The 20,521-nt window shown below is 65.7% G+C and carries 19 protein-coding genes; 7 read left to right on the top strand and 12 right to left on the bottom strand.

What is annotated here, in order from left to right:
• The first annotated feature begins 131 nt into the window (after positions 1-131).
• Positions 132-1,064: a calcium-binding protein gene (locus tag FIU89_RS08650; protein WP_172978063.1), complete on the top strand. Its 933-nt coding sequence runs from the start codon at positions 132-134 to the stop codon at positions 1,062-1,064.
• Here the strand turns inward: FIU89_RS08650 and FIU89_RS08645 are convergent, their stop codons facing one another.
• The 10 genes from FIU89_RS08645 to FIU89_RS08600 all read right to left on the bottom strand — a co-directional run bounded on the left by FIU89_RS08645 (position 1,065) and on the right by FIU89_RS08600 (position 12,775).
• Positions 1,065-1,844: an enoyl-CoA hydratase-related protein gene (locus tag FIU89_RS08645; RefSeq protein WP_152492223.1), complete on the bottom strand. Its 780-nt coding sequence runs from the start codon at positions 1,842-1,844 to the stop codon at positions 1,065-1,067.
• A gap of 73 nt (positions 1,845-1,917) precedes the next feature.
• Positions 1,918-2,370 (bottom strand): cytochrome c-type biogenesis protein, encoded by a 453-nt coding sequence (locus tag FIU89_RS08640; RefSeq protein ID WP_152492222.1) that lies wholly within the window; start codon positions 2,368-2,370, stop codon positions 1,918-1,920.
• The gene (locus FIU89_RS08635) at positions 2,367-4,334 is read right to left on the bottom strand and encodes a heme lyase CcmF/NrfE family subunit (protein ID WP_152492221.1); all 1,968 of its coding nucleotides are present in this window, start codon (positions 4,332-4,334) and stop codon (positions 2,367-2,369) included. The genes FIU89_RS08640 and FIU89_RS08635 overlap by 4 nt, the downstream gene beginning before the upstream one ends.
• Positions 4,335-4,717: 383 nt before the next feature.
• Positions 4,718-5,305, bottom strand: coding sequence for a holin family protein (locus FIU89_RS08630; RefSeq protein ID WP_172978062.1), 588 nt, complete (start codon positions 5,303-5,305; stop codon positions 4,718-4,720).
• Positions 5,296-5,907, bottom strand: a complete 612-nt coding sequence (locus FIU89_RS08625; protein ID WP_152492220.1) for a holin-associated N-acetylmuramidase — start codon at positions 5,905-5,907, stop codon at positions 5,296-5,298. Before FIU89_RS08625 ends, FIU89_RS08630 begins: the two co-directional genes overlap by 10 nt.
• Positions 5,908-5,974: 67 nt before the next feature.
• The gene (ccmE, locus tag FIU89_RS08620) at positions 5,975-6,421 is read right to left on the bottom strand and encodes a cytochrome c maturation protein CcmE (RefSeq protein WP_152492219.1); all 447 of its coding nucleotides are present in this window, start codon (positions 6,419-6,421) and stop codon (positions 5,975-5,977) included.
• 41 nt (positions 6,422-6,462) lie between these two features.
• On the bottom strand, positions 6,463-7,491 hold the full coding sequence (gene argC / locus FIU89_RS08615; protein WP_152492218.1) for an N-acetyl-gamma-glutamyl-phosphate reductase: 1,029 nt from the start codon (positions 7,489-7,491) through the stop codon (positions 6,463-6,465).
• Between the two features lie 71 nt (positions 7,492-7,562).
• Positions 7,563-8,378 (bottom strand): glutamate racemase, encoded by an 816-nt coding sequence (locus FIU89_RS08610; protein ID WP_152492217.1) that lies wholly within the window; start codon positions 8,376-8,378, stop codon positions 7,563-7,565.
• A gap of 22 nt (positions 8,379-8,400) precedes the next feature.
• A complete protein-coding gene (locus FIU89_RS08605) occupies positions 8,401-9,264 on the bottom strand; it encodes a lysophospholipid acyltransferase family protein (protein WP_152492216.1) in 864 nt (287 codons plus the stop codon).
• 91 nt (positions 9,265-9,355) lie between these two features.
• Positions 9,356-12,775 (bottom strand): indolepyruvate ferredoxin oxidoreductase family protein, encoded by a 3,420-nt coding sequence (locus FIU89_RS08600; RefSeq protein ID WP_152492215.1) that lies wholly within the window; start codon positions 12,773-12,775, stop codon positions 9,356-9,358.
• Between the two features lie 179 nt (positions 12,776-12,954).
• Here FIU89_RS08600 and FIU89_RS08595 point away from each other — a divergent pair, with 179 nt between their 5' ends.
• The gene (locus FIU89_RS08595) at positions 12,955-13,848 is read left to right on the top strand and encodes a LysR family transcriptional regulator (protein WP_152492214.1); all 894 of its coding nucleotides are present in this window, start codon (positions 12,955-12,957) and stop codon (positions 13,846-13,848) included.
• A gap of 200 nt (positions 13,849-14,048) precedes the next feature.
• On the opposite strand, the gene FIU89_RS08590 is transcribed toward FIU89_RS08595, so the two are convergent.
• On the bottom strand, positions 14,049-15,179 hold the full coding sequence (locus FIU89_RS08590) for a Xaa-Pro peptidase family protein (RefSeq protein WP_152492213.1): 1,131 nt from the start codon (positions 15,177-15,179) through the stop codon (positions 14,049-14,051).
• On the bottom strand, positions 15,176-16,207 hold the full coding sequence (locus tag FIU89_RS08585; protein WP_152492212.1) for a pyridoxal-phosphate dependent enzyme: 1,032 nt from the start codon (positions 16,205-16,207) through the stop codon (positions 15,176-15,178). The genes FIU89_RS08590 and FIU89_RS08585 overlap by 4 nt, the downstream gene beginning before the upstream one ends.
• Positions 16,208-16,353: 146 nt before the next feature.
• On the opposite strand from FIU89_RS08585, the gene purL reads away from it, so the two are divergent.
• The 5 genes from purL (at position 16,354) to grxD (ending at position 20,391) form a co-directional block, all read left to right on the top strand.
• Entirely contained in the window at positions 16,354-18,519 is a 2,166-nt protein-coding gene (gene purL, locus FIU89_RS08580) for a phosphoribosylformylglycinamidine synthase subunit PurL (RefSeq protein ID WP_152492211.1), read from the top strand.
• A 187-nt stretch (positions 18,520-18,706) separates the two neighbouring features.
• Positions 18,707-19,255 (top strand): type III secretion system chaperone, encoded by a 549-nt coding sequence (locus FIU89_RS08575; RefSeq protein ID WP_152492210.1) that lies wholly within the window; start codon positions 18,707-18,709, stop codon positions 19,253-19,255.
• Between the two features lie 293 nt (positions 19,256-19,548).
• Positions 19,549-19,791, top strand: coding sequence for a BolA/IbaG family iron-sulfur metabolism protein (locus FIU89_RS08570; RefSeq protein ID WP_057793905.1), 243 nt, complete (start codon positions 19,549-19,551; stop codon positions 19,789-19,791).
• A 4-nt stretch (positions 19,792-19,795) separates the two neighbouring features.
• Positions 19,796-20,032 (top strand): hypothetical protein, encoded by a 237-nt coding sequence (locus FIU89_RS08565; protein WP_152492209.1) that lies wholly within the window; start codon positions 19,796-19,798, stop codon positions 20,030-20,032.
• Positions 20,029-20,391, top strand: a complete 363-nt coding sequence (gene grxD / locus FIU89_RS08560) for a Grx4 family monothiol glutaredoxin (RefSeq protein WP_152492208.1) — start codon at positions 20,029-20,031, stop codon at positions 20,389-20,391. Before FIU89_RS08565 ends, grxD begins: the two co-directional genes overlap by 4 nt.
• Positions 20,392-20,521 lie beyond the last annotated feature (130 nt).

Here is a 20,521-nt window from a genome sequence, read left to right as displayed (position 1 = left end):
GCAAGTGGCGACGATGCACCGGGCAAATGGCCCGAAAACCGATGAATCCGGCCCGAAATCGACGAATGTTCACGACGGGCCGCCAATCGAAGAGTAATCTGCAAACATGTGAGTCTCTTGGGAATTCCTTCATGCTTGGTATAGTTTTGCTCAGTCTCCTGGGCATCGGCGCGACGGCTGCCCTGGCCATCGACCTCTTCGACGATAATGACGACAATGCCCGTGCCCCTGACACCCCGGGCGAGGAAGAGCCCGAAACCGGCGGACCCGGCCCGCTGCCCGAAGAGCCGGAAACCGGCGGCCCCGATCCCCTTCCGACCGACACGATCAATCCGATCACCGGCACGGCAGGCGCGGACTCGATCACCGGAACCGAGGCTGTCGACTTCATCGACGCCGAAGACGGCGACGATGTGGTGCGCGGCGGCGCCGAAGGCGACATCATTGATGCCGGCGACGGCGACGACCGGGTGTTCGGCGAAGACGGCCAGGACGTGATCGCGGGCAATGCCGGCAACGACTTCCTGCGCGGCGGCGCCGACGAGGATATCCTGGCGGACAGTGACGGAGCCGACACCTTGCGCGGCGACACCGGCGACGACCTGATCCTGTCGACCGGCCTTACCGATCAGACCGCCTTCATCGATGCGACCCGCACTGTGGCGCGCGATTTCGCCAATGGCGACGCGGCGTCGCTCGACGACCTGCCGGGCCTCGACCTGACCCGGGATGAAGACACCGAAGGCGACGAGGTCGATGGTGGCGCCGGAAACGATGTCATGATTTTCGGTCAGGACGACACTGTCACCGGCGGCGACGGCGCCGACCTGTTCATCGGCGGCAGCCCTCTGCTTGCCGGCAATCCGGCCACGATCACGGATTTCGAGGTGAACGAGGAACTGCTCGTGCTGACCTACGATGGCGGCGACCCGCCGGACCTCAGCCTGACGGATGTAAACGGCGACGCCGTGCTCAGCCTCGACGGCGCCCCCGCCGTCATCGTGGCCGGGCTTGGCGGCTCGTTCCTGCTCAGCGACGTGGAACTGATCGAGCTCGCCGACTGATCAGCGCCCCTCGTATTCCGGCTTGCGCTTGTCCAGGAAGGCCGTCACGCCTTCCTGGAAATCCCGCGTCCGACCGCATTCGCCCTGCAACTGCGCCTCGAGGTCCAGCTGCTTGTCGAACCCGTTTTCCCAGCTGCCGCGCACCGCGCGCTTGATCCCGCCATAGGCCGCCGTCGGCCCCTTGGCCAGATGGGCCGCCCGCGCCTGCCAGTGCATCTCGAACGCGTCATCCTCGACCGCCTCCCAGATCAGCCCCCAGGCATCCGCCTGCCGCGCCGAAATCGGTTCGGCAAACAGCGCCGCGCCCATCGCCTTGGCCGCGCCCACCTGACGCGGCATCCAGTAGGTGCCGCCCGCATCGGGAATCAGGCCGATGCGCGCAAAGGCCTGCAGAAAATAGGCGCTCTCGGTCGCGATCACCACGTCGAAGGCCAGCGCCAGGTTCGCCCCCGCCCCTGCCGCCGGGCCGTTGACCGCCGCGATCGTCGGCACCGGGCAGTCCGAGATCATCCGCAGCATCGGCTCGTACTCGTCGCGCAGCACGCGTTCCACGTCCAGCGCCGCCGCCGTGCCGTTGTCCGACAGGTCCTGCCCCGAGCAGAACGCCTTGCCATTGCCGGTCAGCACCACCACCCGCGCCTCGCGCCCGGCACGCTGAACCGCGTCGGTGATCTCGGCCCGCATCTGCGTGTTGAGCGCGTTCATCTTGTCGGCGCGGTTCATCCGCAGCACGGCAATCTCGTCGCTCAGGTCGTATGTCAGGGTCTGATAGGTCGTCATCGGGCGGGCCTCCATCTGGCGTGTGCCGCCAATCAACCCCGCCCGGCCCGGAAATGCAACGCGCGACGGCGCGTCAGTCCTTCATGATTTCGCGCAGCCGCGCCTCTTCCGCCGCGCTCAGCCCCGCCTCGCCCTCCGGTTTCGCGCCCGCGCGCCCCCAGATATAGACCGCGGCCAGCAGCCCGCCCAAAAGCAGCATCACCGGCCCCGCCAGCCACAGCACAAGGTTGCTGCCGCTCGCCACCGGGTTCAGCAGGACGTATTCGCCATAGCGATCCACGACGAAGTCGATGACCTCCTCGTCGCTGTCGCCGGCCACCAGCCGCTCGCGCACCAGCAGGCGCAGGTCGCGGGCCAGATCGGCATTGGAATCGTCGATGCTCTCGTTGCGGCACACCAGGCAGCGCAGGCCGGAGGATATCTCCCGCGCGCGTTCCTCCAACGCCGGATCGTCCAAAATCTCGTCCGGCTGCACCGCCCAAAGCGGCGAGGCCAGCAGGCACAGGATCAGCACAAGCCGCTTCATTCCGCCGGCACCCCCACGGCACGGGTCTTGCGCGCCCCCGCCGCCACGCGATAGCGCCGGTCCGAGAGCGACAGCGCGCCGCCGATCGCCATCAGGATCGCGCCGCCCCAGATCCAGTTCGCCAAGGGCTTGTAATAGGTCCGCACGGCCCAGCCGCCCGCCGCCTGCTCGTCGCCGATCACCACATAGACGTCACGCAGGAAACCATTGTCGATCGCGGCCTCGGTCGTGGGCATTCCGGCCACCGGGTAGACCCGCTTTTCCGGGCTCAGCCGGCTCACCACGGATCCGCCCTTCGACAAGGTCACATCCGCCATGGTCGACAGGTAGTTCGGCCCCTCCACTTCGCGCACATCGTCGAGCGTGATGGTCAGTCCCGACACTTCGAAACTGTCGCCCACCTGCGCCACGCGGATATCCTCGGCCTCCCAGGCCAGCATCCCGGCGATGCCCGCGATGGTAATGCCGAACCCCGCATGGGCCACCGCCTTGCCCCAGTCGGCGCGCGGCAGGCGCGTCAACCGCGACAGGCGCCCCCCGCCCCGACCCGTCCGGCTCCAAAGATCGACGGCCGCGCCCGTAACCAGCCAGGCCGCCAGAAACAGGCCCACCGGCCCAAGCGCGCTGCGCCCGGTCTGCATCGCAAAGGCCAGCGCGCCCACGGCGACGGCCAGCGCGAAGGCGCCCGCAAGCGGCCGCAGCACACGGCCCAGATTGCCGCGCTTCCAGGGCAGCATCGCGCCCACCGGCAGGATCAGCCCCAAAACCACCATGAACGGCGTGAAGGCCATGTTGAAGAACGGCTCGCCCACGCTCAGCTTGCGGTCGAACATGAGCTCCGAGATCAGCGGCCAGATCGTGCCCACGAAAATGACGAAGGCCGACACGCCCAACAGAACGTTGTTGGCCACCAGCATCGTCTCGCGGCTCACCAGGCCGAAGACCCCCTTGGCCTGCATCGTCCCCGCCCGCGCGGTAAAGAGCGTCAGCCCCAGCATCATGAAGAACCCGGTGATCATCAGCAGAAACACACCCCGTTCGGGGTCCGTGGCAAAGGCGTGCACCGAGGTCAGCACGCCTGAGCGCGTGATGAACGCCCCCACCATCGAGAATCCGAAGGCGATGATGGCCAGCAGGATGGTCCAGCTTTTCAGCGACTCGCGTTTCTCCACCACGATGGCCGAATGCAAGAGCGCGGCGGCAATCAGCCACGGCATAAAGGACGCGTTTTCCACCGGATCCCAGAACCAGAAGCCGCCCCAGCCCAGTTCGTAATAGGCCCACCAGGACCCCAGCGCGATGCCGATGGTCAGGAAGATCCACGCCGCCAGCGTATAGGGCCGCACCCACCGGCCCCAGGCCGCGTCCACCCGGCCCTCGATCAGCGCCGCCAGCGCGAAGGAATAGGTCATCGAAAGGCCCACATAGCCCAGGTAAAGGAACGGCGGATGAAACGCCAATCCGGGGTCCTGCAACAGCGGGTTCAGGTCGCGCCCGTCGAAAGGCGGCACGTCCATCCGCAGAAACGGGTTCGAAGTGAACAGGATAAAGGCAAAGAACGCCACCCCGATCAGGCCCTGGATCGACAGCACGCGGGCCTTCAGCGTCGGCGGCAGGTTGCCCCCGAACCACGCGGCAAAGGCCCCGAACAGCGTTACGATCAGCACCCACAGCAGCATCGAACCTTCGTGGTTCCCCCAGACGCCGGTGATCTTGTAAAGCATCGGCTTCGCCGAATGGCTGTTGGCCACCACCAGTTCCAACGAGAAATCCGAGGTCACGAAGGCCCACATCAGCGCCCCGAACGCGCCCAGCGTCAGCACGAATTGCAGCGTCGCGGCGGGCTCGGCCACCGCCATCCACCCCGCCCATCGCTTCTGCGCGCCGATCAGAGGCACGATGGACTGAAAGCACGCCACGAAGAAGGCGAGGATGAGGGCGAAATGTCCAAGCTCGGTGATCATGGCCTGGTTATAATCGCCCCGGGTCCGGTCTCCAACGCCTTTCGGGTGCGACGGGTGATCACATTGTCGCGGGAATACGCCGCGCCATCGATGCCCCCCGGGGTGGCGATCCAACGGCACATCGGCAGACCTTTATCCCGGCCAAATCCGAAAAACGTGCAAGCGAGGCGCCCGCATCGGCCCAATCGCCGCCCCCTGGGTGGGGGGCAGCGATGGCGCGGCGGCGCGTGCCGCGCCTTTGCTCCGCGCGGGTGGCGAGATAAGCAACGCCGTCCCGGACTTGATCCGGGACCTCGCCCGCCAAGAGATCCCCGAATCAAGTCCGGGGATGACGGTCAGGCCACACGGCGGGCGTCGTGTTATGCGCCACAGCCCGCGCGGCCTTACCGCCCCTGCCGCGCGTCTTCCCAGTCCATCAGCGCCGGGTTTCGCTCTGTTGCCTCCTCCTGCACCTGCAACGCCAAGCCCGCGTCATGCCCGGTATCGGCCACGCCCACGCTGCCCGCCTCCAGCGCGCGAAGGGATTTCAGGTTGCCTACCACCTGAGGCGTCCGGGCCATGGTCGTTGCGATGGAACGTTGAAACTCCTGCCCCTTGGCCTGATGCCGCGCTCCGAAATAGAAGCTGACGATCGCGCCCAACAGCCACCACAATGGCTCGGGCACCAGCGCGATCCCCTGCATCCGCTCGGAAAACCAGATCGGGTCCACCATCGCGGCCACGAACAGCCCCAGCGTCCCAAGCGCCATCGCGGGGCGCGGCACCCGGTTCAGCCCGTCGATGAACCGGTCGTACCAGCCCTTGCGCTCGGCCTTGAACTCCGCGGCCAGCTGCGCCAGCGCCGCGCCCTGCAATTCGGCGGCGCGTTGGTCGGATTTCTCGGCATTCACCCGGAACACTTCGGCGGTTTCGGCCACGGCATTGCGCCCGCCGCCGAAAACCAGGCTTAGAAACGTCTCAATCAGTCCCATTTCGCCACCCGGTCCCGAAATTCCGCCGGCGTCATGTGATAGCGCGACGAGATGAACGCCTCGGCCCGCCGAATCCATCCGCCCTTGCCGCCCGCCCGGGTGCGCGCAAACTTGCGCGACGCGGGACGCTGATCGGCCAGCCGGAAATAAAAATTCCGCCGCGCGATGCCGTAGGCGTCGGCGATATGCAGCGGCGCCACGCCATGGGCCAGCTCGGCCGCCTCGATGGTCTGAGGCCCGATGATGCCGTCGACGGCCACCTCGTGGCCCATCTGCCGCAACAGCCGTTGCAGGATCTTCACCGCGTTGGCCCCGGCATTCACATACATGTCGAACACGCTGGCCTGCAAAACCTGTGGCAGCCGGGCGATGCCGGGCCGGTGGTAATAATGGTCGATGAAAATGTCCTGCGCCTGCGCCCGGCTCAGGCGGCGCACATCGGCCACGTCCACATCCCCGTCGCGGTCAAGGTCCAGCCCCAGCCGCCGAATCGTGTGGATGGTCACGCCATGATTGGTGGCCCCGCCCGGGTCGTCGGGATCATTCACGAACCCGCCTTCCCGCGCCAGGATATCCTCTGCGATCTCCGAGACAGTCTGCATTCCGCGCCCCCTTGGCCAGCGATTTGAACTCGCCGGCAAGGGTCGTCAGGAATGGTTAACTCGCGGCTTAGCTACCGTCCGGTTCCTGGTAGACGCCCTGTTCCTTCAGCGCATCGACCACTTCTTTCGGCATGTATTCCTCGTCATGCTTGGCCAAGATCTCGGTGGCGGTAAAGACCCCGTCCTCGTAGCGGCCCAAGCCCACCATGCCCTCGTTCTCGCCGAAAAGATCCGGCAGAACCCCGGTATAGCGCACCGGCACCGACGCCCCGCCGTCGGTCACGCTGAAGGTCACAGTCTCGCCTTCGCCGCGCCTGAGCGTGCCTTCCTCGACCAGACCGCCGATGCGGAACGTCTCGGACGGGCTGGGCGGTTCGGCCATCACCTGGCTGGGTGAACGGAAGAAGTTGATGCCGTCGCGCATCGCATAGCCGATCAGACCCGTGGCCAGCACCAGAGCAATCGCCGTCACGGCAATGATCTGCACACGCCTCTGTTTTTTCAGTGATTTCATCGCGCTACCCCGTCCTCCTCAGGGAAACTCCACAGGGACATTCACGGAAACACCGGCGCCAGCATCAGCCCCGTCGTCTCGTCGAGTCCTAGCATCAGGTTGGCATTCTGCAACGCCTGCCCGCTCGACCCCTTGGTCAGGTTATCCAACGCGGCGACCACGATGGCCCGCCCGTCGATGCGGTCCGCGACCACGCCGATATGGCAGAAATTGCTGCCCCGCACATGCCGCGTGCTGGGTCCCTCGCCATAGGGCAGAACCTCGATGAAGGGCTCGTCGGCATACGCGTTGTAAAGCGTTTCAAAAACCGCCTTCGCCTCGCCCTTCACGTATCCAGTCGCCAGAATGCCCCGGTTCGCCGGCACCAGATGCGGCGTGAACTGGATGCGCACGTCGCGGCCCGCAATGGCCGAACATTCCTGGTCGAATTCGCCCAGGTGCCGGTGCGTGCCCCCCAGGGCATAGGCGTGATACCCCTCGGACAGCTCCGCGTGCAGCAGATTTTCCTTCAGGCTCCGCCCGGCCCCGGACACCCCGCATTTGAGGTCGAGGATGATCTCGTCAAGGTCGATCACCCCGGCCTCGATCAAGGGCCGCAGCACGTATTGCCCGGTCGCGGCGTTGCACCCCGTCCCGGCCACCAGCCGCGCCTCGCGGATGGCATCGCGGTAGAACTCGGTCAGGCCATAGACGGCCTCTTTCTGCATCTCCACCGCGGCGTGGGCGTTGCCGTACCATTTCTCATAGGCGTCAGGATCGCGCAGCCGGAAATCCGCGCTAAGGTCAACGATCTTCAGATCCTTGGGCAGGCCTGCGATGACCTCCTGACTGGTCTTGTGCGGCAAGGCGCAGAAACACAGGTCGATCCCGGTAAAGTCGATCTCGTCGATCGTCACCAGCGTCGGCAGGTCGAGGTGCCGCAAATGCGGAAACGCCTGCGCCATGGTCTGCCCGGCCTTGGAATTGGCCGACAGCGCGGCAATCTCCAGCCCCGGATGGGTTGCGATCAGCCGGACAAGTTCGGCGCCGGTATAGCCCGAGGCGCCCAGAATGGCGATTTTATGGGTCATGTCAGACCTCTTTCATCAGTTGTTAGTCATTTAGGGAAGTTCGTGCGCGCCCGCAATGCGACGCGCTGGCCTTAGGCGGCCTGAAACGTGATCCCTCGTCGCAGGAACTGCGTCGCCCGGTCCGAGGTCCGCTTGGGGTCGCCCGTGGTCAGGAACCGCACGCCGGTCCCTCCCTCGGCCATTTCAGGGTGCCGCGACAGGTAATCGGCCAGGCTCGCCGCCACCAGGTTGGGCTGCGAAAACACCTGCACCTCAGGCCCCAATGCCGCCTGAAACACGTCCTCGACCAACGGGTAATGCGTGCAGCCCAAAACGGCGGCCTGCGGATTGGGCATCTTGCGCTTCAGCGCGTCCACATGGCTGCGCACCAGCGCCTCGGCCAGGATCATGTCGCCGTCCTCGATCGCGTCCACCACCCCGCCGCAGGCCTGCGCCTCCACGTCCACGCCGATGGCCCGGAACGCCAGTTCGCGCTGGAACGCCCGGCTGCTGACGGTCGTGGGCGTGGCGAACAGCGCCGCGTGCTTCACCGCCACTTCCCGCGGCGGAGAGTTGTCGCCCCACTCCCGCTCTGTCAGCGCCTCGATCAGCGGTACGAAGACGCCCAGCACACGCTTGCCTTTGGGCACGCCTTCCTCCTGCATCCGGCGCAGCGCGGCGGCGGAGGCCGTGTTGCAGGCCAGGATCACCAAGTTGCAATCCTCGTCATGCCACAGCCGCTGCACATGCGCCTTGGTGCGGACAAAGATGTCCTGCGCGTCGCGCACCCCGTAAGGCGCGTTGGCGTTGTCGCCCAGATAGACCAGCGCCACCTCCGGCAACCGCGCCTCCACGGCGCTCAGAACCGTCAGGCCGCCAAGCCCGCTGTCGAAAATCCCAACTGCCATGTCAATCGCGCTGCCCGCGCCCCTAGTCGTATTCGAAGCCAATCTCGTCCGGGTTCACCGGACGCGTGCTAAGCTCATACGTCTTGTGCCGCAGAAACGCCATCATGGATTTCGTGTCGCCGGCCCGGGCGCGCAATTCGTCCTGCGCGATGGGCTGGCCCACCACGACCTGCACGCTGGTGTCCACGCGCTTGCAGAATTCCTTGATCAGCAAGCCCATGCGCAGGGTGTAATGCAGGTGACTGGCCAGCTGAAAGAGCCGGCTGGTATGCCCCTCGAAGAAGATCGGCACCACGGTCGCATCCGATTTCGCCACCATCCGCGCCGTGAACCCGCGCCAGCCCGGGTCCAGCGGTTGGGCAAAGGGTTTGGCCGCCGTGCTGACCGTGCCGCCGGGGAAAATCCCGATGGCGCCGCCGTCCTTCAGGTAATTCAGCGCCGTCTTGCGGGTCTCGACATTCAGCGCGACCGCCTCTTTCGTCTCGTCGAAGCTGATCGGCAGGATCACGCGGTTCAGATCCTCGGCCTTGCGAAAGACCTTGTGCGCCAGGATGCGGAAATCGCCCCGCGTCTGGCTCAGGATATGGCCCATCATCAGCCCGTCGAGGATGCCGTACGGATGGTTCGCAATCAGTATCAGAGGCCCGGTGCGCGGGATGCTGTCCAGGCTGCCACCCACCACGTCCAGCGTCAGGCCATAGCGCTCCACCATCACCTGCCAGAAATCGCGGCCCGCCGCGACCTCCTGCTCGTACCCCGCCGCGCGCTTGATAAGGCGAATACGCCCCGTCAGGTTTTCCATCGTGCGGATCATGGCGCGGCCCCCGCGGGTCTGCGCCGAGTAGGCATAGCTGATGTCACGGGCCACGTGGCGTTCCTGGCGCATCTTACCTTCCGTCTCGATTCGCGTGCACCCATCTACATCGCCCTGCCACGTAACAGGGCGATGAAATTTGGGTAACAAACGCGCGGGCGGCCTACTGTGCCGCGCGCGCCACGTCCTGTCCGCCCTCGCGGATCACCTGCAACAGATGCTCGCGCTGCTTGGCCGCCTTGCGGGCATTTTCCATCTTCACCGGACCAAAGCCGCGGATCTGCAACGGCAATTCCGCCAGCGCCAAGATGGCGTCCTGCGTCTTGCCGTCCAGCTTGGTCAGAACCTCTGCCATGTCGGCCTCGTACTCGCGGATCAGCGCGCGTTCCATCCGCCGCTCCTCGCTATAGCCGAATATGTCCAGCGGCGTACCGCGCAGCCCTTTGAACTTCGCCATCAGGCGCATCGGCTTTTCCATCCAGGCGCCGAACTGACGTTTCTTGGGCCGTCCGTCCGGGCCGGTCTTGCTCAGGATCGGCGGCGCCAGGTGAAAACTCATGTCGAAATCGCCCGAAAACTCCTCCTCGGCCTTCTTCCGGCTCTGGATCAGCAGGCGCGCGACCTCGTATTCGTCCTTGTAGCTCAAGAGCTTGTGATAGCCCATCGCCACCGCTTCGCGCACCTGCTCGTTCTCGATCCCGTCGACCAGCTTGCGATACCGCTTGGCCAGCCGCTTGGACTGATAGCCGATCAGGTGATCGGCACGGAAGGCGATCTTTTCCTCCAGCGATTTCGGCTTCTGCACCACGTTCGGCGTCACCATCCGGTCCGCCTCTTCGGGGTGCACGGCGGCCCACCGCCCGATGTCGAAGGCGCGCAGGTTGCGCTCCACCGCCGCGCCGTTCAATTCGATGGCGGCGTCGATCGAGGCCTTCGACAAAGGCACAAGCCCCCGCTGCCACGCCGCGCCAAAGATGATCATGTTGGAAAAGATCGCGTCGCCCATCGCCACCCGCGCCAGCTCACTTGCGTCGAACAGCACCACGTCATCCTGCATCCGCGCCTTCAGCGACAGCGCCAGCTGGTCGGTCGGCAGCGTGAACTCCGTGTCGCGGGTGAAATCGCCGGTCATGATCTCGTGGCTGTTGACCACGCCACCCGTGCGTCCCATCCGCGTCAGGCCCAGCGTCTTGGCCCCGGCGCTGACCACCAGGTCGCCACCAATGAGCGCATCCGCCTCACCCGTGGCGACACGTATGGCACTGATATCGCACGGCTTCTCGGCAATCCGGCAATGGATATGCACCGCGCCGCCCTTCTGCGCCAGACCGGCCATTTCCATCATGCCCGCGCCCTTGCCATCAATCTGCGCCGCCTGCGCCATCACCGCGCCGATGGTCACGACGCCCGTGCCGCCCACGCCGGTAATCACCACGTTATAGGTCCCGTCGATCCTGGGCAGCGTGGGCTCCGGCAGGTCCGGCAGGTCAAGATCGGCCGAGGCCTCTTTCCGGATCTTGGCCCCTTTCAGCGTCACGAAGGACGGGCAAAACCCCTTGAGGCAGGAAAAATCCTTGTTGCAGCTCGACTGGTCGATGGCCCGTTTCCGCCCCAACTCCGTCTCCTTCGGCACGATGGCGACACAGTTCGACTGCACCCCGCAATCGCCGCAGCCCTCGCAGATGTCGGTGTTGATGAACACGCGCTTGTCAGGGTCCGGGAAGGTGCCGCGCTTGCGGCGGCGGCGTTTCTCGGCGGCGCAGGTCTGCACGTAAATGATGGCCGATACGCCCTTGATTTCCTGAAACTTCTCCTGCACCTGCATCATCTCGGCCCGCTCGTGCCAATCGATGCCCGACGGGAAGTGCGACTTCTCCGGCTCTTCCTTCTCGTCATAGACCACAGCGATGTGCTGCACGCCCATCGACTGCAATTCCCGCGCGATCCGGTCGGGTCCCAAGCCACCCTCGTTGGTCTGCCCGCCGGTCATGGCGACCGCGTCGTTGTAGAGGATCTTGTAGGTGATGTTCACACCGGCCGCGAGCGCCGCGCGAATGGCCAGCACGCCCGAATGGTTATACGTCCCGTCGCCCAAGTTCTGGAACACATGCTCACGATTGGAAAACGGCGCCTCGCCGATCCAGTTCGCCCCTTCCGCGCCCATATGGGTGAACCCGCTGGTCTCGCGGTCCATCCACAGCGACATGATGTGGCACCCGATCCCGGCATAGGCGCGCCCGCCCTCGGGCACCTTGGTCGAGGTGTTGTGCGGACAGCCCGCGCAGAAATACGGCAACCGCGCCGCCAGCTCCTCGGCATTGTCCGATTTCTTCGCCTCGTCAATCAGTTGCAGGCCGGCCTTCACGCGATCCGTGCCGCGGCCTTCCTCCACCAGGATGGTCCCGATCTTCTCGGCCACCATTACCGGGTCCAGCGCCATGCGCGTCGGGAACAGCTCTTCGGAATGCAGGCCGCCCGCGCCGCCCTTGTACCAGCCATAAACGCGCCGCCCCTGCCGGTCGTCGAAAATCGCCTCCTTGATCTGGATCTCGATCAGCTTGCGCTTTTCCTCGACCACGACGATCAGGTCCAACTCCTCGGCCCAGTCGTGAAAGCCCTTCATGTCCATCGGGAAGGTCTGGCCCACCTTGTAGGTCGTCAGCCCCAGCCGCTCGGCCTCGGCGGCATCGATCCCCAGCATGTCCAGCGCGTGGGTCAGGTCCAACCAGTTCTTGCCGGCGGCCACGAACCCGATCTTCGCGCCCGGTTTACCCCACACCCGCTTGTCGATTTTGTTCGCATGGGCAAAGGCTTCGGCGGCGTACCTCTTGTGGTCGATCATCCGGGCTTCCTGCGCGATCCAGTGATCCCCCAGCCGGATGCTCAGCCCGCCCACGGGCATGTCGAACTCCGGCAAAACGAAATTCATCCGGTCCAGACCGCCATCGACAACGCTGGTCACCTCCACCGTGTCCTTCATCGTCTTCAGCCCGGCCCAGACGCCGGCGAACCGCGACAACGCGAAGCCGTAAAGGCCGAAATCCAGGATCTCCTGCACCCCCGCCGGCGACAGCACCGGCATGTAGGCATCCACCAGCGCCCAGTCCGACTGGTGACAGACCGTGGAACTCTCGCCCGTATGGTCATCCCCCATCGCCATCAGCACACCACCCAAGGGCGCGGTGCCGGCCATGTTGGCGTGCCGCATCACGTCGCCCGACCGGTCCACCCCCGGCCCCTTGCCGTACCACAGGCCGAAAACGCCATCATGCTTGCCCTCGCCGCGCAGCTGCGCCTGTTGCGTGCCCCACAGCGCCGTCGCCGCCAGATCCTCGTTCAGGCCAGGCTTGAAGGTGACATTCGCCTCGGCCAACGTCTTTTGCGCCCGCGCCATCTGCAGGTCCACCGCCCCCAGCGGCGAGCCGCGATAGCCGGTGACATACCCGGCGGTGTTGTGCCCCTCGGCGCGGTCCCGTGCGGCCTGCATCAGCATCAGACGCACAAGGGCCTGCGTGCCGTTCAACAGGATCTGCGACTTGGACAGGTCCAGCCGGTCATTGAGGGAAATCTTCTGATCGCTCATATCGTCCTCCCGTGGCGCTTGCGCGATTCCGCGCAATTGCTATGTATATAGGCGTGTATTAGGTCAATATATGTGACCTAATGCAGATTTTCACGCGAATTCCGCGCTATCGGCTGTGAACCGCAAATGTTTTTCTGCTATTGCGCACGCGGGCATTGGATCGAATTGAAAGTTGCGAAATGGATTGGGACAAACTGAGAATATTTCACGCGGTCGCCGACGCCGGCAGCCTCACCCATGCCGGGGACCAGCTTCACCTCTCGCAATCCGCCGTCTCGCGACAGATTCGCGGGCTCGAGGAATCACTCAACGCCACGCTCTTTCACCGCCACGCCCGCGGCCTGATCCTGACCGAACAGGGCGAGCTTCTGTTCGACGCCACCCGCGCCATGGTCAAGCGCCTGGACGCCGCCACCGCGCGCATCCGCGACAGCGAGGAAGAGGTGTTCGGCGAACTCCGCGTGACCACCACCATCGGATTCGGCACGCTCTGGCTCGCCCCGCGCCTGCCCAAGCTCTTTTCGACCTATCCCGACCTCAACATCGACCTCATGCTCGAGGAACGCGTGCTCGACCTGCCCATGCGCGAGGCCGACGTGGCCATCCGCATGAAGGAACCCAGCCAGGCAGACCTCATCCGCAAGCGCCTGATGATGATCAACATGTGCCTGTTCGCGACCCAGAAATATCTCGATGAGCGCGGCACGCCCGAAGGGATGGAAGACCTCGGAACGCACCGGCTGATCTGCCAGAACCCGCGCTCGGCCCAGGTCGGCGCCGGCGCCACGCTGGTCAACGAACTGGTGACCTACGACATCCCGTCGCTGCTGACCGTCAACAACTATTACGGCGTGCTGCAAGGCGTGCTCAACAACCTTGGCATCGGCGTCCTGCCCGACTATCTGGGCCAGGATTTCGACCAGCTTGTCCGCGTCCTGCCCGACGTGCAGTCCTCCGACGTGCCGGTCTTCCTCGCCTACCCCGAGGAGCTGCGCCATTCGCAGCGCATCAAGGCGTTCCGCGATTTCGTTCAGGAAGAAATTGTGGCCTATCGCAAAAACGTCGCAAAATAAGGCGTTTCGGGCAATTTGCGCGCGCCGGAACAGCAGCCATGCGGCAACAGCATAGCAGGTTTTCGCACAGTGCGACCTGTTTACCCTTGATCGCTCGAAAAACGGGCACTAATTCCACGGCATGACGGTGATCAACCCGATCACTTCATACCTCCCTGTTGGACTATGGCCGAGCTTATCAGCTCGGCCTTTTTTTTTGCTCAGATCAACGGGATGTCCGGGCCCGCCAGCGGCGACAGCGCCCGCGGCGCGCCGTCGGTGATCACGATATTCTCCTCATGCACCATGCACAGGCCCCCGGGCCGGTCTATCCCCGGCTCCAGCGTGATCACCATGCCCGGCTCCAGCACCGTCTGATCGCGTGGCGTCAGCGACATCCCCTCGGTCAGCTGCATCCCCAGCCCGTGGCCCAGCCGCCCCGCCGTCTCGCCCGTACCGACGACAGCAAACATGGCGCGCCACAGGTCGCAGGCGCGCGCTCCGGGCCGGGCGATCTCCATCGCTGCCGCCGTGGCCTCGACCAGCCGCGCATGGGCCTCCGCCACGCCGTCGCCCACGTGGCCCACGGCGAAATTCCGGTCGAAATCGCAGAAATACCCGTCATACACCGCGCCCGTGTCCAGCATCAGCACGTCGCCCGCCCGTAGCCGCCTCTCGGACGCGGGCGAGATCACGTCCGCATAGCCACCCTGCCCCGCGCCGCCCGCAATGTACGGCACCCAGTCTGCGCCTTCCTCCAGCAGCAGGCGCTGAAAGTCGCGGAAAACCTGCGCCAGCGGCCGGCCCTCGCCCGCGATCTCGGTCACCCGGGCAAAGGCGCGCCCTGCAATGGCACAGGCCGTTTCGATCTTGGTGATCTCGGCGGGCGACTTTACCGCCCTGAGGCCGGCGACGATCCCCGCATCGCCCGTGAACGGCAGACCCGCCAGCTCCTTTATCCGCGCGAAATCCGCCAGCGGCATCCGCAAATGTGTCTCGTATCCCGATGGCACCCCCACCGGACCGCCCACCTCGCGCAGCGTGGCCGCCAGCAGGCTCACACCGTCGTCGTCCGGATCGGGGGCCGACCACGTTCGGATCTCCTCGACCCATGTGCGCCCCATCAGCGCCGCGCCGATCGAGGGAATCACCGCCTTGGGCGGCCCTTCGCGCGGCACCACCAGGAACCACGGACGGCTCGGGCTTTCCCAGAATCGCGTCAGGAACCCGGTGAAATAGCGCAACTCCGCCTCGGTCGTCAGCAAGAGCGCCCCCAGCCCCGCGCGGTCCATCAGCACCTGCGCCCGCGCTGTGCGGGTCTCGTATTCCGCACGGTCGAAGCCCCGGTTCATGCCTCGGCCTGTTCACTCAGGATGCACAGCACCCGCGCCTCCGGCCCAAGGCCCATCAACCGCACGGCCGCCAGCCCCGCCGCACCGGATTCGGTGCTCTCCAGCCCCATCAGCGTCAGTTCCGGCAGCACCGCCGCCGCCTCCTCCTCGGTGATGGTCGCAAAATCGTCCGCATCCCGCGACAGCCCGCGCAGCGCGATCAGTGACGGCTCCTTGCAGTCCAGCCGCCCCATGGCCGAGACCGGACCTTCGGTCACCACCGGACGCCCCGCCTCGATACTCGCCTGCAACGCCGGGGCCGCCTCGGGTTCCACCACGACGATGCGCGGCGCGGCGCCCCAGCGCTGCCGAAACAGCGCCGCGCAGGCACCCGCCAGCCCGCCGACCCCGGCTTGCAAAAAGACATGCGTCGGCACCTCGGGCATCTGCCGCACCGCCTCCTCGGCCATCACGAGGTAGCCTTCCATCAACCGCCAGGGCAGGTCCACGTATCCCGGCCAGGAACTGTCCGACAAGAGCGTCCAGCCGTTGTCCGAGGCCGCCGTCTCTGCCGCCTTCATGCTGGCCGCGTAATCCGTCCCAGCCCGCACCACATCCGCGCCCATGTCTCGCAGCCGCCCGGCAAAGCCTTCGGGCACAGTCTCGGCGATATAGACCACCGCCTTGGCGCCAAAGACCCTGGCCCCCGCCGCCACCGACATCCCGTGATTGCCCGCACTTGCCGTCACGTATGTCCGCCCAGCCAGCGCACGCGCCAAGTCGTCCGCCCCCGTCGCCGCGGCCTCATGCGCAATCACGTAAGCCGCCCCAAGCGCCTTGAAGCTGCCCAGCCCCATGCGCCCGCGCTCGTCCTTCACGAATACCGTCGTGCCGAACGCCTCGCGCCGCTCCAGCGGCGCCTCCCCATGCGCCGGACATTCCGCCAACAGCCGCAACGGCGCGGCGGCGTCCACGCTCGGCCCGGGGATCTCGGCCAGCACGCCATCCATCAGCCCCTGCCCGCGCCACGGGTTCTCTATGATCTTCATGGCACCTCCTTTTCGCCCAACCCGACGGCATCGCGCGGCCTCCGTCAAGGCCCATGGCACGGACCGCGCCGCACCCCCTTCCCCCCGCTGCGTTCATGTCCTAATAGGGGCGCCATCTGCACCGCACCTTGGGGGACATGTTTCACATGCAGGAACCGGCCATCACGTCCGATCTGATCGCGGCCCACGGGCTCAAGCCCGACGAGTACGACCGCATCCTCGAAATCATCGGCCGCGAACCGAGCTTCACCGAGCTTGGCATCTTCTCGGCCATGTGGAACGAGCATTGCTCCTACAAGTCCTCCAAGAAGTGGCTGCGCACCCTGCCCACCGACGGCCCGCAGGTGATCTGCGGCCCGGGCGAGAATGCGGGCGTCGTCGATATCGGCGACGGTCAGGCCGTGGTCTTCAAGATGGAAAGCCACAACCACCCGTCGTATATCGAGCCCTATCAGGGCGCGGCCACCGGCGTCGGCGGCATCCTGCGCGACGTCTTCACCATGGGCGCGCGCCCCATCGCCTCCATGAACTCGCTCTCCTTCGGCGAAGTCGCCCACCCCAAGACCCGCCAGCTGGTGCATGGCGTGGTCGAGGGCATCGGCGGCTACGGCAACTGCTTCGGCGTGCCCTGCGCGGGCGGCGAGGTCCGTTTCGATCCCGCCTATAACGGCAACTGCCTCGTGAACGCCTTCGCGGCGGGCCTCGCGGATGCCGACAAGATCTTCTACTCCGCCGCCTCCGGCATCGGGATGCCCGTCGTCTATCTCGGCGCCAAAACCGGCCGCGACGGCGTCGGCGGCGCCACCATGGCCTCCGCCGAATTCGACGAAACCATCGAGGAAAAGCGCCCCACCGTGCAGGTCGGCGACCCCTTCACCGAAAAACGCCTGATGGAGGCCACGCTGGAACTCATGGCCACCGGCGCCGTCATCTCGATCCAGGACATGGGCGCGGCGGGCCTGACCTGTTCCGCCGTCGAAATGGGCGACAAGGGCGGGCTGGGCGTCAAGCTGAACCTCGACGCCGTGCCGCAGCGCGAGGCGAACATGACCGCCTACGAGATGATGCTCAGCGAATCCCAGGAACGCATGCTCATGGTCCTGCGCCCCGAGAAAGAGGCGGAAGCCCGCGCCGTGTTCGAAAAATGGGACCTCGACTTCGCCATCGTCGGCGAGACCATCGCCGAGGACCGCTTCCTGATCATGCACAAGGGCGAAGTCATGGCCGACCTGCCGCTGGCCACCCTCTCGGGCAGCGCCCCGGAATACGACCGCCAGTGGGAAGAACCCGAAACGCCTGAGGCCCTCGACGATGCGAACGTGCCCAATGTCGATCCCATCGACGGGCTGAAGGCCCTCATCGGCTCGGTCAACTATTGCGGCAAGCAGTGGGTCTACGAGCAATACGACACCATGGTCATGGCCGACAGCGCCCGCACGCCCGGCCAGGGCGCCGGCCTCATCCGCGTGCACGGCACCGACAAGCACCTCGCCTTCACCTCCGACGTGACCCCGCGCTACGTCAAGGCGAACCCCTTCGAGGGCGGCAAACAGGCGGTGGCCGAGGCCTACCGCAACCTCACAGCACTTGGCGCCGTGCCGCTCGCGACCACCGACAACCTCAATTTCGGCAACCCGGAAAAACCCGCGATCATGGGCCAGTTCGTCATGGCCATCAAGGGCATCGGCAAGGCCGTCGCGGCGCTCGACATGCCGATCGTGTCGGGCAACGTCTCGCTCTATAACGAGACCGACGGCTCAGCCATCCTGCCCACCCCCACCATCGGCGCGGTCGGCTTGATCAAGGACCCCGAGACGGCGATCACCGGCCAGGCCCGCGACGGCCACGTGGCCCTTCTGGTGGGCGAAACCACCGGCCACCTCGGCCAGTCGGCGCTTCTGGCCGAGGTCTACAATCGCGTCGAGGGCGACGCCCCGCCTGTCGATCTAGCGACCGAGAAACGCAATGGCGACTTCATCCGCGCCAACCACGCGCTGATCAAGGCCTGTACCGACCTCTCCGACGGCGGCCTCGCGCTGGCGGCATTCGAGATGGCCGAGGCGGCGGGCGTCGGGATCTGCCTGGACAACGACGAGACTGCGACGCTCTTCGGCGAGGATCAGGCCCGCTACCTCGTGGCCTGCAACTTCGACCAGGCCGAGGCGCTGATGATCGCCGCAGGCCAGGCCGGCGTGCCGATCCAGTCCGTGGGCCGCTTTACCGGCAGCGACGTGCAGATGGGCCGCTCCAGCGCGCCACTCACCGAGCTCGCCGCGATCTACCGCGGCACCTTCGGCGACACCTTCGCCTGACGGCAATTCGGTGACCCCGCCCCGGACTTGATCCGGGGCCTCCACCACCCAAGAGGTCCCGGATCAAGTCCGGGACGTGTCTCACAGACCTCGCCGCTCGCGCCCCATCACGTTTGCGTCGGGGGCGTTGGCGGGCCTGCCATGCTCTGCCATTCTTTCGGAACCTACCCTCCGAAAGGTTCCGACCATGCTCCGCCTGCCCCTGACCCTCGCCCTCGTCACGCTGCCCCTCATGGCCACCGCCCAAGACAGCGAAACGCCCACCCCGGACACTCCGATCGAAGCCCCCATGTCGCTTGACCGGTTGGACACCATCCTGAAATCACTCGACGAGAACATCCGGACCGACGGCCGCGTCTGGCAACTGACCATCGCCGACACGCCCGTACTGATCATCACCGATCCCGACAATGACCGGATGCGCGCCCTGTCCCCTGTGGCCGATCTCGAAGACGTGCAGGTCGACACGCTTCGACGCATGATGCAGGCCAATTACGACACCGCGCTCGACGCCCGCTACGCCATCGCCAAGGACATGGTCTGGTCCACCTATATCCATCCGCTCAGCCCGCTGGAAAAGGACCAGCTGATCTCTGGCCTCGGCCAGGTGGTCAACCTTGTTCAGACCTACGGCACGCTCTACACCGGCGGCGCGATGCAGTTCGGCGGTGGCGACAGCGGCACCTTGCAGCGCGACCTCATTGACGAGCTTCTGAAGAAGGGCGAGGAACTCTGACGCGGCGCACACCCGCACCACATCGTAGGGCGGGGTTTCACCCCGCCTCCGCACCCCGGTGCCGGGATGAAATCCCGGCCTACCCTGCCCCGCGTACCGGACGACGCCCTCTGTCCGTCGAAGACCTCCGCCCCACATCGTAGGGCGGGGTTTCACCCCGCCGCCCCACCCGGATGCCGGGATGAAATCCCGGACTGCCCCGCCACGGGCGACATCGCCGGAAACCACGTCCGTCGCTTGCATCCCGGCCCTGCCCTCTCTACATCAGGGGCAGACACCAAGGAGACGCGCACATGCCCATGCAAGTCCAGGAAATCGAGGATCTGATCCGCGAAACCTTCCCAGACGCCAAGATCACCATCACCGATCTGGCGGGCGACGGAAATCATTACGCGGCCGAGGTAATCGACGAAAGCTTCCGGGGCAAGAACCGCGTTCAGCAGCAGCGCGCCGTCTATGCCGCGCTCAAGGGCAAGATGGACGGCCCCTCGGGCGACCTGCACGCGCTGGCGCTGACCACCAAGGCCCCGGACTGAGACCATGAGCTGGACGCTGATCATCCTGCTGATCCTGGTTGCCGCCGCCATCGCCGCGGTGGCCATCGTGGGCCAGCGCAAATCCCCCGGCCAGCGCGGCAGTGAACCGGGGACCGGGATGCACGTCCTTGAATCCGACTACCAATCCGGCATGGGCGGCGGCAACGTCCGACGCTGGGAAATCCCCCGCGATCCGCAGGCCTATGCCAAACTCTTTGCACCGAAGGACACCAGGAAATGAGCGACCCGAAGACGCAAATCGAAGAAACCGTCAAAGCCAACGACGTGGTGCTTTACATGAAGGGCACCAAGACCATGCCGCAATGCGGGTTCTCGTCCCGCGTCGCGGGCGTGCTGAACTACATGGGCGTCGAGTATACGGATGTGAACGTGCTGTCCGATGACGGCATCCGTCAGGGCATCAAGGATTATTCCGACTGGCCCACCATCCCGCAGCTCTACGTGAAGGGCGAATTCGTCGGCGGCTGCGACATCATCACCGAGATGACGCTCTCGGGCGAGCTCGATACGCTCTTCGAGCAGAATGGCGTCACCTACGACAAGGACGCCGCCGACAAGATCCGCGAAGCCAACGGCTGAGCCGGGTCTTTCACTCCGGTTAATTCAAGGCGCGGTCCCGTTTCGGGACCGCGTTTTTCTTTGCAAATGCTTAACGGCGCGCGGTCCGTTCACACAAGCCTTCGGACAACGGCACCGACGCGAGGCCACC

This window comes from Roseovarius sp. THAF27, from assembly GCF_009363655.1.
Lineage (GTDB): Bacteria > Pseudomonadota > Alphaproteobacteria > Rhodobacterales > Rhodobacteraceae > Roseovarius.
The sequence above is the reverse complement of the archived record's forward strand: the minus strand, read 5'-3'. Positions and strand labels throughout refer to the sequence as shown.